The sequence below is a fragment of the Paraburkholderia sp. SIMBA_054 genome, from assembly GCF_046534875.1.
Classification (GTDB): Bacteria; Pseudomonadota; Gammaproteobacteria; order Burkholderiales; family Burkholderiaceae; genus Paraburkholderia; species Paraburkholderia hospita.
Genome location: NZ_JAWRXV010000002.1, coordinates 109,670 through 123,406, shown reverse-complemented (window position 1 = coordinate 123,406; position 13,737 = coordinate 109,670). Strand labels below are relative to the sequence as shown.

Annotated in this window: 12 protein-coding genes; all 12 read left to right on the top strand. The window is 63.1% G+C overall.

The window, feature by feature from the left end; genetic code table 11:
• Window positions 1-10: 10 nt before the first annotated feature.
• Window positions 11-1,156 (top strand): outer membrane protein assembly factor BamB, encoded by a 1,146-nt coding sequence (bamB, locus tag SB822_RS03250; RefSeq protein WP_007580421.1) that lies wholly within the window; start codon window positions 11-13, stop codon window positions 1,154-1,156.
• Window positions 1,157-1,431: 275 nt separating this feature from the next.
• Window positions 1,432-1,569 carry a hypothetical protein gene (locus tag SB822_RS03245; protein WP_158660488.1) on the top strand — a complete coding sequence of 46 codons (138 nt, stop codon included), beginning with the start codon at window positions 1,432-1,434 and terminating at the stop codon, window positions 1,567-1,569.
• Window positions 1,569-2,909, top strand: coding sequence for a ribosome biogenesis GTPase Der (gene der, locus SB822_RS03240; RefSeq protein ID WP_007580424.1), 1,341 nt, complete (start codon window positions 1,569-1,571; stop codon window positions 2,907-2,909). The genes SB822_RS03245 and der overlap by 1 nt, the downstream gene beginning before the upstream one ends.
• A gap of 190 nt (window positions 2,910-3,099) precedes the next feature.
• Window positions 3,100-3,336: an RNA chaperone Hfq gene (gene hfq, locus SB822_RS03235; protein WP_007580427.1), complete on the top strand. Its 237-nt coding sequence runs from the start codon at window positions 3,100-3,102 to the stop codon at window positions 3,334-3,336.
• Window positions 3,337-3,394: 58 nt separating this feature from the next.
• On the top strand, window positions 3,395-4,639 hold the full coding sequence (gene hflX, locus SB822_RS03230) for a GTPase HflX (protein ID WP_007580428.1): 1,245 nt from the start codon (window positions 3,395-3,397) through the stop codon (window positions 4,637-4,639).
• A 30-nt stretch (window positions 4,640-4,669) separates the two neighbouring features.
• Window positions 4,670-6,070 carry an FtsH protease activity modulator HflK gene (hflK, locus tag SB822_RS03225; RefSeq protein ID WP_090835860.1) on the top strand — a complete coding sequence of 467 codons (1,401 nt, stop codon included), beginning with the start codon at window positions 4,670-4,672 and terminating at the stop codon, window positions 6,068-6,070.
• A gap of 11 nt (window positions 6,071-6,081) precedes the next feature.
• Window positions 6,082-6,999: a protease modulator HflC gene (hflC, locus tag SB822_RS03220; protein WP_079485009.1), complete on the top strand. Its 918-nt coding sequence runs from the start codon at window positions 6,082-6,084 to the stop codon at window positions 6,997-6,999.
• A 43-nt stretch (window positions 7,000-7,042) separates the two neighbouring features.
• On the top strand, window positions 7,043-7,234 hold the full coding sequence (locus tag SB822_RS03215; protein ID WP_007580434.1) for a DUF2065 domain-containing protein: 192 nt from the start codon (window positions 7,043-7,045) through the stop codon (window positions 7,232-7,234).
• A gap of 262 nt (window positions 7,235-7,496) precedes the next feature.
• The gene (locus SB822_RS03210; RefSeq protein WP_090835859.1) at window positions 7,497-8,648 is read left to right on the top strand and encodes an ATP phosphoribosyltransferase regulatory subunit; all 1,152 of its coding nucleotides are present in this window, start codon (window positions 7,497-7,499) and stop codon (window positions 8,646-8,648) included.
• Between the two features lie 220 nt (window positions 8,649-8,868).
• Complete coding sequence (locus tag SB822_RS03205) at window positions 8,869-10,215, top strand: adenylosuccinate synthase (protein ID WP_007580438.1); 1,347 nt, start codon at window positions 8,869-8,871, stop codon at window positions 10,213-10,215.
• A 2-nt stretch (window positions 10,216-10,217) separates the two neighbouring features.
• The gene (locus tag SB822_RS03200; protein WP_007580441.1) at window positions 10,218-10,802 is read left to right on the top strand and encodes a phosphoribosyltransferase; all 585 of its coding nucleotides are present in this window, start codon (window positions 10,218-10,220) and stop codon (window positions 10,800-10,802) included.
• Between the two features lie 302 nt (window positions 10,803-11,104).
• Window positions 11,105-12,991, top strand: a complete 1,887-nt coding sequence (locus tag SB822_RS03195; protein ID WP_007580443.1) for a potassium transporter Kup — start codon at window positions 11,105-11,107, stop codon at window positions 12,989-12,991.
• Window positions 12,992-13,737: the final 746 nt, after the last annotated feature.

Genomic DNA, 13,737 nt, shown 5'->3' with positions numbered 1-13,737 from the left:
TCGTTCACCGATGAATCTGCTGAAACGTTACGCTGTGCCCGTTGCCTGTGCGATGACCCTGCTTGCTCTGACGGCCTGCTCATCGTCGAAAGACGAGCGCCGCGTGCCCACGCCGCTCACCGAGTTCAAACCCGTGCTCGACGTGCAGCAGGTGTGGACGTCCAGCGTCGGCAAGGCCGGACGCTATATGTTCTCGCCCGTGACGGTCGGCGACGCCGTGTATGCGGCGGGCGCAAACGGCTCGGTCGCGAAGATCGATGCCAAGACGGGCAAGGATCTGTGGCGCACGAAGGTCGACGGCGACCTGTCGGCCGGCGTCGGCACGGACGGCACGCTGACGGCCGTCGGCGGCCTGAAGGGTGAAGTGTTTGTGCTCGACCAGAGCGGCAAGCTGTCGTGGAAGGGTCTTGCACCGGGCGAAATCCTGTCGCCGCCGCTCGTCGGTAACGGTCTCGTGGTCGTACGTACGGTGGACGGTCAGATCACCGCGTTCAACGCGCAAACGGGCGAGCAGAAGTGGAACTACCGCAACCGCGCGGTGCCGCTGAATCTGCGCGTATCGGCGGGCATGACGTTCGCGGGCGACCAGGCCGTGCTCGCCGGCTTTCCCGGCGGCCAGTTCGCGGCGATCAACCTGCAGACGGGCGACGCCTACTGGACGACGCCTGTGTCGTATCCGAAGGGCGTGACGGAAGTCGAGCGTATCAACGACGTGACGGGCCCGCCCACGCTGATGGGCGCCGAAACCTGCGCGGTCACGTTCCAGGGTCAGCTTGGCTGCTTCGACGCCAACTCGGGTCGCGCGCTGTGGGAAAAGGCATTCTCGAGCACGAGCGGTCTCGCTCAGGACGACCGTGTCGTGGTCGCGGGCGACGACTGGGCAATCGTGTCGGCGTTCGACGCCAACACGGGTAAGCAACTGTGGCGCAACGACCAGCTGAAGAGCCGTGACGTCAGCGTGCCGATGCTGCTTGGCCACGCCGCCGTGGTCGGCGACTATCAGGGCTACGTGCATTTCCTGTCGCGCGACGACGGCACGTTCGTCGCCCGTGCGAAGACGGACGGCAGCGCGATCACGGCTGCGCCCGTGCTGGCGGGCGACACGCTGATCGTGCAGACGCACGACGGCGATCTGTACGGTTTCCGTCCGCGTTAAAACGTAGTTGGGCTGTGCGGCGCGTCCTGGACGGCGCGTCGTGCGGTGAATCCAGGCCGGCTTTGCCGGCCGCACTTTTTTTGATGGCGTCCCGATTTTGATCGGGACGAGCGCGGAAGAAGCATGCCGCCCCACATCATCGGGACCGCCAGTCAGGCTGCACAGGCGGTCATCCAGCACGCGTCGCGTCATCACGCGCGATCCAGGTGGCGCCGATCGGGTCGCATGAGCCACTGGGCGGACCCACGCAGGCAGCCAACCTGAAATCCGTTCGCATGCGCAAGCTCCGCGCGTTCGAATTGGGTCAAATTCGTGATAATTTTCGTCAAACGCAGCCGTGCAACGGCCGCATGGCGTTGCCAGCGCGGCAGATCGACCGTTCGATGCCGCGCCTCACTGTGAACAAGATCTGATGAAACCCGTTATTGCCCTCGTCGGGCGCCCCAATGTGGGGAAATCCACGCTGTTCAACCGGCTCACGCGTTCGCGCGATGCGCTGGTCGCCGATCTGCCCGGCCTCACACGCGACCGTCACTACGGTGAAGGCCGCGTCGGCGGTGAGCGCCCGTATCTCGTGGTCGACACGGGCGGCTTCGAACCCGTCGCGAAGGACGGCATTCTGCATGAGATGGCGCGCCAGACGCGTCAGGCCGTCGAGGAATCCGACATCGTCGTGTTCATCGTCGACGGCCGCAATGGCCTCGCGCCGCAGGACAAGTCGATCGCCGACTACCTGCGCAAGACGGGCCGGCCCATTTTCCTCGTCGTCAACAAGTCCGAGGGGATGAAATACACGTCGGTGGCCGCCGACTTCTACGAGTTGGGCCTCGGCGACCCGCGCGCGGTTTCCGCTGCGCACGGCGACGGCGTCACGGAAATGATCAACGAGGCGCTCGACGTCGCGTACGCCGGCCAGCCGGAAGAGAGTGACGAAGAGAAGGCGCAGCACGGTGTCAAGATCGCGATCGTCGGGCGGCCGAACGTCGGCAAGTCGACGCTCGTCAACACGCTGATCGGCGAAGACCGCGTGATCGCGTTCGACATGCCGGGCACGACGCGCGACTCGATTTACGTCGACTTCGAACGGCAGGGCAAAAAATACACGCTGATCGATACGGCCGGCCTGCGCAAACGCGGCAAAGTGTTCGAGGCGATCGAAAAATTCTCGGTCGTGAAGACGCTGCAGTCGATTTCCGACGCCAACGTCGTGATCCTGCTGCTCGACGCGCGCCAGGACATTTCGGAGCAGGACGCGCACATCGCGGGCTTCGTTGTCGAGCAGGGTCGGGCGCTCGTGGTCGGCGTGAACAAGTGGGACGGGCTCGACCCGCATGTGCGTGAGCGCACCAAGGCGGATCTTCAGCGCAAGCTAAAATTCCTCGAGTTCGCCAAGTTCCACTTCATTTCTGCAGCGGAAAAGACGGGAATTGGCCCGTTGATGCGCTCCGTAGACGACGCGTACAAGGCTGCGATGACGAAGCTGCCGACGCCGAAGCTCACGCGTGCGCTGATCGAAGCTGTCGAGTTCCAGCAGCCGCGCCGCCGCGGTCCCGTGCGTCCAAAACTGCGCTACGCGCACCAAGGGGGACAAAATCCGCCGATCATCGTGATTCACGGCAACGCGCTCGACGCTGTGACCGATACGTACAAGCGCTACCTTGAAAACCGCTTCCGGGAAACTTTCGCGCTGACGGGCACTCCATTGCGAATAGAGTTTCGTTCGACGACGAATCCGTACGCGGACAAGGGCTGATACAGGCGTTCAACGCAGGCCGGTTCATGGCTTGAAATCCGGCCTGAAACCCGCATGTACATTGGGTCCTGGCCGAACGGCCAGGCAAAGCGCTGGTCAATAAAAATCGGCTATAGTGTAGCGATTGACGGCGGATTTCTTTTTCTTCGCCGGCAATAAAGTCAACCTGCAAAAAAACACGGAGTTTGCTATGAGCAACAAAGGGCAATTGTTACAAGACCCGTTTTTGAACGCACTGCGTAAAGAGCACGTGCCGGTCTCGATCTATCTGGTCAACGGCATCAAGCTTCAAGGGAACATTGAATCGTTCGACCAGTACGTCGTGTTGCTCCGGAATACGGTGACCCAGATGGTCTACAAGCACGCTATCTCGACTGTCGTGCCTGCCCGTCCGGTGAATTTCCACCCGGATTCCGAATCGTCCTAACCTCTCGTCGCGGCCGGTCGAGCGTCGTCCGCAGGCGACACAGCCCGGCCGCTTCATTTTGACATCCACCAATTTGATCAACGCAGCGCTTGTCGGCATCGACTTCGGAAAGATCGATTTCGAAGCCAGTCTCGAAGAACTCAGCCTGCTCGCGCAAAGCGCGGGTGCCCATCCAGCCGTCACCCTCACCGGTCGCCGTTCCAGTCCCGATGCCGCGATGTTCGTCGGCAGCGGCAAGGCCGAAGAGTTGCGCCTCGCGTGCGAGGCGAACGACATCGACATCGTCATCTTCAACCACGCACTTGCGCCGGCGCAGCAGCGCAATCTGGAGCGTACGCTTAACAGGCGCGTGGTCGACCGCACCAGCCTGATCCTCGATATCTTCGCGCAACGCGCGCGCAGTCACGAAGGCAAGCTCCAGGTCGAACTCGCACAATTGCAATATCTCGCCACGCGGCTGATTCGCGCGTGGACCCACCTGGAGCGGCAAAAGGGCGGTATCGGCCTGCGCGGCCCGGGTGAAACGCAGCTCGAAACCGACCGCCGGCTGATCGGCGAGCGCATCAAGATGCTCAAGGGGCGGCTCGAAAAGCTGCGCCGCCAGCACGGCACGCAGCGGCGCGCGCGGGCGCGTAATCGCACGATGTCGGTGTCGCTGGTCGGCTATACGAACGCGGGCAAGTCGACGCTGTTCAACGCGCTGACCAAGGCGCAGGCGTACGCCGCCGACCAGTTGTTCGCCACGCTCGATACGACTTCCCGCCGCGTGTATCTCGGCGAAGAGGTCGGGCAGATCGTCGTCTCGGACACCGTAGGATTCATCCGCGAGTTGCCTCACCAACTGGTGGCCGCTTTCCGCGCCACGCTCGAGGAAACCATTCACGCGGACCTGTTGCTGCATGTCGTCGATGCGTCGAGCGCGGTGCGGCTCGATCAGATCGATCAGGTCAACGACGTGCTGCGCGAGATCGGCGCGGATACGATCCGGCAGGTGCTCGTGTTCAACAAGATCGACGCCGTGCCCGAACTGGCGGCCCGGGGCGACGCGGTCGAGCGGGACGAGTATGGTAATATTTCGCGCGTCTTTTTGAGCGCGCGCACGGGGCAAGGGCTGGACACACTGCGCGCTGCCATCGCCGAAATCGCAACTGCCGAACATCTGCCGGAGTCTGACGGTCTACTGTCGGAGAGAGGCCCGGAAGCGGCGGCACCTCATCAAGAGCAACGCGATGATGCAGGCGAAGACCACCGCGAAGACCGCAAGATCCCAGACACGGGCGCTGACCCGTTCCAATTGCATTGACCCGCTGTCTACTCTGGTGAACGAACACAGGTGAACGATTACAACGAGCGGAGTATCTGGCTGCGTCTGCGCGGCATGTTGTCGCTGAACGACCCGCGCTGGGGCCGGGGCGAAGGCAATGGCGATCGCCAGCGTCTGAACGATTCGAAGCGTCCGCCCAACGGCAAGGACAGCGAAGGTCCGCCCGATCTCGACGAAATGTGGCGTGACTTCAACCGGCGTCTGTCGCGCATGTTTGGCCGCAAGGGCGGCAACGGCGGCGGTCCGCGTCCGGACAACGGGCGCGGCGCGCGCATCGGCGTCGGCATCATCATCGGCGTGCTGATTGCGATCTATCTCGGCAGCGGCGTGTTCGTCGTGCAGGACAACCAGGCGGCCGTGGTACTGCGTCTGGGGCAGTTGCGCGGCACGGTCGGGCAGGGCGTGCACTGGCGTCTGCCGTATCCGTTCGAATCCCATGAAACCGTCAACGTGGGCCAGGTTCGCTCGGTCGAGATCGGCCGCAACAACGTGGTGCGTCTCGCGAACGTGAAGGACGCGTCGATGCTCACGCACGACGCCGATATCGTCGACGTGCGCTTTGCCGTCCAGTACCAGATCCGCAAGCCGACCGACTATCTGTTCCGCAGCGCCGACCCTGATCAAAGCGTCACCCAGGCCGCGCAGGCGGCGGTGCGGGAGATCGTCGGCTCGCGCAGCACGAGCGACATCCTCTATCAGGACCGCGAGGCCATCCGCGCGCAACTGACGGAAGCCATCCAGCATTCCCTGGACGAATATCACACGGGGCTCGCCGTCACGGGCGTGACGATCCAGAGCGTGCAGCCGCCCGATCAGGTGCAGGCCGCGTTCGACGACGCCGCAAAGGCGCGGCAGGATCGCGAGCGTGCAAAGCGCGACGCGCAAGCCTACGCGAACGAATTGCTGCCGCGCACGAAGGCGGAAGCCGAGCGCATGATCGATGACGCGAAAACCTACAGTGACCGCGTCATCGCGCAGGCGCAAGGCGATGCCGAGCGCTTCAAGGAAGTCTATGCGCAGTATTCGAAGGCGCCTGCCGTGATCCGCGAACGTATGTACCTGGAAACGATGCAGCAAATCTACTCGAACACGACGAAGGTGTTCGTCGACAGCAAGTCGGGCAGCAACGTGCTGTACCTGCCGCTCGACAAGCTCGTCGAGCAGACGCGTCAGCGCGTGGCCGAATCGGCTGCGGCCAGTGCCGCATCGGCGGCGCAGGCTGCGCAGCCCGCACAAAATGCACAGAGTGCTCAGGGTGCACAAGCGGCGGCGCAGGGCGGCAACACGCCCGCGATCATCACGCCGCCCGCCGCGCCCGTCAGCAGCGCAAGCCAGGCAGCCGCCGCAAGCGACGCCTTCCGTTCGCGTGATTCGTTCCGCAGCCGCGGCCGCGAAGACGATCTGCAATAAGGAGCGCGAACATGAACAAAATTGTTGCGCTCGTCGTGGCCGTCGTGATCGTGCTGTTCGCGGCGTCGTCGATGGTATTCGTCGTTGATCCGCGGCATATGGCCGTCGTCTCCGCTCGCGGCGACGCCGCGCCCACGCTCGCGGGCCCCGGCCTGCACGTGAAGCTGCCGCCGCCGCTACAGACGGTGACATCGGTGGACACGCGCATCCAGTCGCTGGATGCACCCGACGAAGACCGTTACGCCACGTCCGATAAAACGGATCTGCTGGTGAACCCCGTCGTCAAATTCCGCGTGTCCGATCCCGTGAAGCTGGTCACGGAAACCAAGGGCGACGTGCAGAGCCTGCCTGACCGGCTCGCGCTGCTCACGCGCGGCGCGCTCGGCGACGCGTTCGCGAAATACACGCTGACCGACGCGCTCGCGAAGCAGGACGCGATCGCGACTCAGGCGCGCGACGGTATGCAGAAGGGCGCGGCGTCGCTGGGCGTCGACGTCGTCAACGTGCAGTTCACGCGGCTCGATTTCCCGGCTGCGATGGCCGATTCCGTCTACAAGCGCATGATTGCCGCGCGCCAGCAGGTGGCCAATCAGGAGCGTGCGGACGGCGCAGCCGAAGCGGACCGCATCAAGGCGGACGCCGCGCAACAGCAGCAGGCGGTGCTCGCCGACGCGTACAAGCAGGCGCAGGCGACCAAGGGCGAGGGCGACGGCAAGGCTGCGTCGATTGCCGCCGAGGCGTATGGCAGCGACCCGCAGTTCTATCAGTTCTACCAAAGCATGCAGGCGTACAAGAACAGCTTCAAACCCGGCGACGTGATGGTCGTCGACTCGAGCAACGATTTCTTCCGCTTCATGCGCGGGCCGGACGGCGGAGCCGCCGCCGTTCAATCGTCTTCCGGCGCGTCGACGGGCGCGCGCAAACACTGATAACTGGAACGCCGCGGCATACGGATCGCGGCGGCCTCATCGCATGGACATAGCCGGCTCGTTATTGCTCGCGATCGCACTGATGCTGATCATCGAGGGGATGTTCCCGTTCGTGTTTCCGAGCGCCTGGCGCGACACGTTTCGTAGAATAGCGGAGCGCCCGCCGCACCACATCCGGATCGGCGGGCTGATCGTCATGGTGCTCGGGCTGCTGTTGCTGTTGATCGCGACCTGACCGGGCGCCATGCGATGCCGGGCGGCACTCACGAGGTGGCGTCCGTTTCCGGACACTGCGTGCAGCACGCGCCATGCGTCGTAATGCGCCAAGTGTCGTTCACTTTGCCGGCCATCACGGCCGGCCGGCACGTCGCCGGCTCCCCGGGGCGAAGCCCGGAACGAGTCTCGAGGTGGGCACCAACGTTCCGCGCGCCGCGCATCACCCCAATTTCCGACGGCGTTTGCCATGACGCCGGATTCACCGTCGTAGGACTGTATCGATGTCGACCTGGTTACTTCCCGAGAATATTGCCGACGTGCTGCCGTCCGAGGCACGCAAGATCGAAGAACTGCGCCGCCGGCTGCTCGACCGCTTTCGCGCGTACGGCTACGAGATGGTCATGCCGCCGCTGCTCGAATACTTGGAGTCGCTGCTGACAGGCGGCGGCAGCGACCTGAACCTGCGCACCTTCAAGCTCGTCGATCAGCTGTCGGGCCGCACGCTCGGCCTGCGCGCCGACATCACGCCGCAGGTCGCGCGCATCGACGCGCACCTGCTGAACCGCCAGGGCGTGACGCGCCTGTGCTACGCGGGCAATGTGCTGCACACGCGCCCGCGCGGTTTGCACGCGACGCGTGAGCAGATCCAGATCGGCGCCGAAATTTACGGTCATGCGGGTCTCGAAGCGGATCTGGAGATTCAGCAACTGATGCTCGACGCGCTGCATCTCGCGGGACTCGGCCGCGTGCGTCTGGATCTGTGCCACGCCGCCGTGCTTGGCGCGCTGATCGATGGCGAGCCGGCTGCCGCGTCGCTCGGCGAGGCGCTTTACGAAGCGCTCGCAGGCAAGGACGTGCCGCTGCTCAACGAACTGACGGCGAACCTCACGCCCGTCACGCGCGACGCGCTGCGCGCACTGCCCACGCTGTACGGCGACGCGTCCGTGCTCGAAGAAGCGCGCGCGCGTCTGCCGAATGCGCCCGAAATCGCGCGGGCGCTCGACGACCTCGCGTTCCTCGCGCAACAGGTCGACGGCGCGGAAGTGATGATCGATCTGGCCGATCTGCGCGGCTACGCCTATCACAGCGGCGTGATGTTCTCGGCCTACGTCGATGGCGTGCCGAATGCCGTCGCGCGAGGCGGCCGCTATGACAAGGTCGGCCAGGCGTACGGCCGCGCCCGCGCGGCAACGGGCTTTTCGCTGGATCTGCGCGAAGTGGCGCGCATCTCGCCCATCGAGGCGCGCAGCAGCGCGATCCTCGCGCCATGGCAACACGGCGAAGCCTTGCGCACGAGCGTCGCCGCGCTGCGCGATGCGGGCGAAGTCGTGATCCAGGCGCTGCCGGGGCACGACCACGCACTCGACGAATTCGCGTGCGACCGCGTGCTGGTCGAGCGCAACGGCCAGTGGGTCGTCGAATCGAAGTCGTGATGCCGTGAAGGCCTGCCGCGTCATGTGAAACGTGACGCCGCAACCATCGAACGCGTGGCCGCTCCGTGCCACGCGCGGCCGGGCCGCAGCGCCTCGCCGCTCCCATGCCTTTGAGCGCAAAAGGAAATTTCGGGAAAAATCCCGGTATCAGTCCGTGAAAAAATCGGGAACCTTTCGCGAACATAGGTAAAATACGTTTTTAACCAGCTTAAGAAACAACATGTCTGCCAGCGCAGTGAATGTGAACCCTGGGCGCAATGTCGTCGTCGTGGGTACCCAGTGGGGTGATGAAGGCAAGGGCAAGATCGTTGACTGGCTGACGGACCACGCGCAAGGCGTCGTTCGTTTCCAGGGCGGTCACAACGCCGGCCATACGCTCATCATCGGCGGCAAGAAAACCATCTTGCGTCTGATTCCGTCGGGCATCATGCGCCCGGGCGTCGCCTGCTACATCGGCAATGGCGTCGTGTTGTCGCCTGAAGCGCTGTTCAAGGAAATCGAAGAGCTAGAATCGGCCGGCGTCGACGTGCAGAAGCGTCTCTTCATCTCCGAAGCCACCACGCTGATCCTCCCGTACCACGTCGCCATCGACCAGGCCCGCGAAGCACGCAGCGGCGCCGGCAAGATCGGCACGACGGGGCGCGGCATCGGCCCGGCCTACGAAGACAAGGTGGCGCGCCGTGGCATGCGCGTGCAGGACCTGTTCGAGCCGAAGACCTTCGCTGAACGCCTGCGCGCAAATCTCGATTTCCACAATTTCGTGCTCACGCAATACCTCGGCGCACCGGCTGTCGATTATCAGCAGACGCTCGACATGATGCTGAGCTACGCCGACCGTCTGAAGCCGATGGTCACGGATGTTTCGCGCCGTCTGTACGACGAGAACGCCGCGGGCAACAACCTGCTGTTTGAAGGCGCGCAAGGCACGCTGCTCGATATCGACCACGGCACGTATCCGTTCGTTACGTCGAGCAATTGCGTCGCGGGTGCGGCGAGCGCGGGCGCGGGTGTCGGCCCGCAGAAGCTGGACTACATTCTTGGCATCACGAAGGCGTACTGCACGCGCGTCGGCTCGGGTCCGTTCCCGAGCGAACTGTACGACGCCGACAACGCCAACCGCCAGGAAGAAGTCGGCTTGACGCTTGCGAAGGTCGGCAAGGAATTCGGCTCGGTCACGGGCCGCCCGCGCCGCACCGGCTGGCTCGACGCCGCCGCGCTGCGCCGCTCGATCCAGATCAACGGCGTGTCGGGCCTGTGCATCACGAAGCTCGACGTGCTCGACGGTCTCGACGAAGTGAAGCTGTGCGTCGGCTACACGATCGACGGCAAGAGCGCCGACATCCTGCCGCGCGGCGCGTCCGAAGTCTCGCGCTGCGAGCCGGTTTACGAAACGTTCGGCGGCTGGCAGGAAAGCACGGTCGGTATCAAGGAATGGAGCAAGTTGCCCGCGAACGCTCAAGCGTATCTGTCGCGCGTGCAGGAAGTGGCGGGCGTGCCGATCGACATGGTGTCGACGGGTCCGGACCGCGACGAAACCATTCTTCTGCGTCACCCGTTCAAGGTTTAAGCATGATCCAGGGTGTACCCATGATTGAAATGAAGGACCCGCGCAACGACGAGCGCAACTTGTGGGTCGGCTGGGACGAATATCACCGGCTGATCGAGCTGCTTGCGCTCGCCGTCCACGAATCGGGCTGGAAGTTCGACAAGATCCTGTGCCTCGCGCGCGGCGGTCTGCGGGTCGGCGATCAGCTCTCGCGCATCTACGATCTGCCGCTCGCGATCCTCGCGACGAGTTCGTACCGCGAAGCGGCAGGCACGGAGCAGGGCGAGCTCGATATCGCGCAGTACATCACGATGACGCGCGGCGAACTGTCGGGCAACGTGCTGCTGGTCGATGACCTTGTCGATTCGGGCGTGACGCTCGCGCGCGTGCAGCAGCATCTGAAGGAGCGTTATCCCGCCATCACGTCGGTGCGTTCGGCGGTGCTGTGGTGGAAGGCGTGCTCGAAGGTGAAGCCGGACTATCACGTTCACTATCTCGCGACGAACCCGTGGATCCATCAGCCGTTCGAGGAGTGGGACACAGTGCGTCCGCACAACCTGAGCGCATGGATCAAGCGTGGCCAGGAGCGTTCGACGGACGCCAGCTAGCATCCGCCCGCCGTCGTGCAAGTTGATGGCGGCATGCTGCAAACTGAAACGGAGCCTCTCGAGGCTCCGTTTTTATGTTCGCCTCACATTCGTTGATGAGCGTGGTCAAACGGGAACAATTTGACAATGCAGCCCTTGACACGCGCAAACGCACGCCGGCCATGGGGTGTGATGCTACACTCGACCGACGCTGCCCGACTGCGTGGCGTCAGCACAACGGGCTGAATGGTGGGCTTTGTCGCCTATATTCTTTAGAATAGCGTTCGTTTTTTGCCGCTCAGGAACGGATTCTTTTCGCGTTTATGACAGACAACTCTCACGTCCCCAAGCAGCCGTTGCCCTCGCTTGCAGTCGCTGCGATCGGCGTGGTTTTCGGGGATATCGGCACAAGCCCCCTGTATTCGCTGAAAGAAGCCTTCAGCCCCTCCCACGGCATTCCCCTCACAGAGAGTTCTATCCTCGGCGTCATATCGCTGCTGTTCTGGGCGATCATCGTGGTCGTCAGCATCAAGTACGTGATGTTCGTGATGCGCGCCGACAACAACGGCGAGGGCGGCGTGCTTGCGTTGATGGCGCTGTCGCTGCGCTCGTTCGACACGAAGAGCAGGGCGGCGGGCCTTCTGATGATGCTCGGCATTTTCGGCGCCTGCATGTTCTACGGCGATGCCGTGATCACGCCTGCCATTTCGGTAATGTCGGCTGTCGAGGGTCTGGAGATCGCTGCGCCAAAGCTCTCGCATCTGGTGCTGCCGCTGACGATGGTGATCCTCGTGCTGCTGTTCTGGATCCAGCGCCACGGGACGGCGATGGTCGGCCGGCTGTTCGGCCCGATCATGGTGTTGTGGTTCGTGACGATCGCGGTGCTCGGCCTGTCGCATATCGTGCAGGCACCGGAAGTGATCAAGGCGCTCAATCCGTACTACGCGTTCTCGTTCATGTCGGCGCACCTGCTGCAGGCGTACGTGGTGCTCGGCTCGGTCGTGCTGGTGCTGACGGGCGCGGAAGCGCTGTACGCGGACATGGGCCACTTCGGCGCGGCGCCGATACGCTGCGCGTGGTATTCGCTCGTGATGCCGTCGCTGGTGCTGAACTACTTCGGCCAGGGTGCGTTGCTGATGCACGACCCGAAGGCGATCGAAAACCCGTTCTTTCTGCTTGCGCCTGACTGGGCGCTGCTGCCGTTGGTTGTGCTGTCGACGGTTGCGACGGTGATTGCGTCGCAAGCGGTGATTTCGGGCGCGTATTCGCTGACGAGCCAGGCGATCCAGCTCGGCTACGTGCCGCGCATGAAGATCCTGCACACGTCGGAGCTGGCGATCGGGCAGATCTATGTGCCTGTCGTCAACTGGATGCTGCTGTTCATCATTCTGTGCATCGTCCTCGCGTTCAAGAGTTCGGACAATCTGGCCGCGGCCTACGGTATTGCCGTGACGGCGACGATGGTGATCACGACGATCCTCGCGAGCGTGGTGATGGTGAAGGTGTGGAACTGGAACAAGGGCGTTGTCGCGTTGATTATCGGCGCGCTGCTGATTGTCGACCTTGGGTTCTTCGGCGCGAATCTGCTGAAAGTGGCGGAGGGCGGGTGGTTGCCGCTCGGCATCGGCGCGTTGCTGTTCTTCCTGCTGATGACGTGGTTCAAGGGGCGCATGATTGTGAAGGAGCGCACGGCCGCCGACGGTATTCCGTTGATGCCCTTCGTGCAAGGACTGCTTGCGCATCCGCCGCATCGCGTGTCGGGCACGGCCATTTATCTGACAGGGAGCGCGACGCTCGTTCCCGTGAGCCTTTTGCATAATCTCAAGCACAACAAGGTGCTGCACGAACGGACCATCTTTCTGACTTTCATCACGCGGGATATTCCTTATGTTGAGGATAAGGACCGGTTGACGGTCAAGGATGTTAGCGGTGGGCTTTTTCTCGTCAAGGCCGCTTATGGGTTCAATGAGACGCCTGATGTGAAGGCTGTGCTCGAGCAGATCAGCGTGTCACACGATATGTCGTTTGAGTTGATGGACACGTCGTTCTTTCTCGCGAGGGAGACTGTCGTGCCGACGCAGTTGCCCGGCATGTCCGTGTGGCGTGAGCGTGTGTTTGCATGGATGCATCAGAATGCTGCGAAGCCAACTGACTTTTTTAGCATTCCCGCGAATCGCGTTGTTGAGCTTGGGACGAAAATAGAGATCTGAGTTTTTTTGTCTTGCGACGCTGGGTGGTTTGCTTTGGTTTTCGCTGGCATCCGCGTTGTGGTGTTTGCCGTTCACGCGTCGCCCCTGTGCGGGGCGGCACCTACTTTTCTTTGCCACCGCCGCAAAGAAAAGTAGGCAAAAGAAAGCGGCTAACACCGCCAACATTTCTTCTTGCCTGAGGGCCCCCGAAGGTTCTTACGCTTCACACGGCAACCACGTGACCCACGTTCGTTGCCAGCGCTCTTGCGGTGCGCCTCACCCGCTTCACGCTCCCGCACTACAGCACGCCGTGCCAGATAGTCCACCGCCGCCCAGGTGGCAAACTGTGTGTAGGCCATAGTGCCTCACACTCCTCACTCCGGACCGATAGCGCACGCGTTCCACCCTGTAAGAGCGCAAGGTTATACGACGCGACAACCTACACACAGTTTGCCACCTGGGCGGCATATACCATTCGCTGCCGCTTGCATTTGCGAGGGAGTTTGAGGCGGGTGAGGCGTCAATTCAGAGCGTTGGCAACACACGCGAACAGAGACGTTGCCGTGTGAAGCGTGGGACCTGTTGAGGGCCCTCAGGCAGGAAGAAGAGTTGGCGGTGTGAGCCGCTTTCTTTAGGTGCCGCCCCGCACAGGGGCGACGCTTGAAGCACGAAGGCAAAGCGCGGATGCCAGCGCACAGGCAAAATCACCGGGGCAACGCATGAACAGCGAAGGCAAATCGCGGATGCCATTGAAAGACTAAAGCCTG

Excerpts from the sequence above, each read along its gene's own strand:
- der (WP_007580424.1), top strand. The coding sequence starts at position 1,569 with ATGAAACCCGTTATTGCCCTCGTCGGGCGCCCCAATGTGGGGAAATCC.
- SB822_RS03205 (WP_007580438.1), top strand. The coding sequence starts at position 8,869 with ATGTCTGCCAGCGCAGTGAATGTGAACCCTGGGCGCAATGTCGTCGTC.
- bamB (WP_007580421.1), top strand. The coding sequence starts at position 11 with ATGAATCTGCTGAAACGTTACGCTGTGCCCGTTGCCTGTGCGATGACC.
- hfq (WP_007580427.1), top strand. The coding sequence starts at position 3,100 with ATGAGCAACAAAGGGCAATTGTTACAAGACCCGTTTTTGAACGCACTG.
- SB822_RS03245 (WP_158660488.1), top strand. The coding sequence starts at position 1,432 with ATGCGCAAGCTCCGCGCGTTCGAATTGGGTCAAATTCGTGATAATTTT.
- SB822_RS03215 (WP_007580434.1), top strand. The coding sequence starts at position 7,043 with ATGGACATAGCCGGCTCGTTATTGCTCGCGATCGCACTGATGCTGATC.
- SB822_RS03200 (WP_007580441.1), top strand. The coding sequence starts at position 10,218 with ATGATCCAGGGTGTACCCATGATTGAAATGAAGGACCCGCGCAACGAC.
- hflC (WP_079485009.1), top strand. The coding sequence starts at position 6,082 with ATGAACAAAATTGTTGCGCTCGTCGTGGCCGTCGTGATCGTGCTGTTC.
- SB822_RS03210 (WP_090835859.1), top strand. The coding sequence starts at position 7,497 with ATGTCGACCTGGTTACTTCCCGAGAATATTGCCGACGTGCTGCCGTCC.
- SB822_RS03195 (WP_007580443.1), top strand. The coding sequence starts at position 11,105 with ATGACAGACAACTCTCACGTCCCCAAGCAGCCGTTGCCCTCGCTTGCA.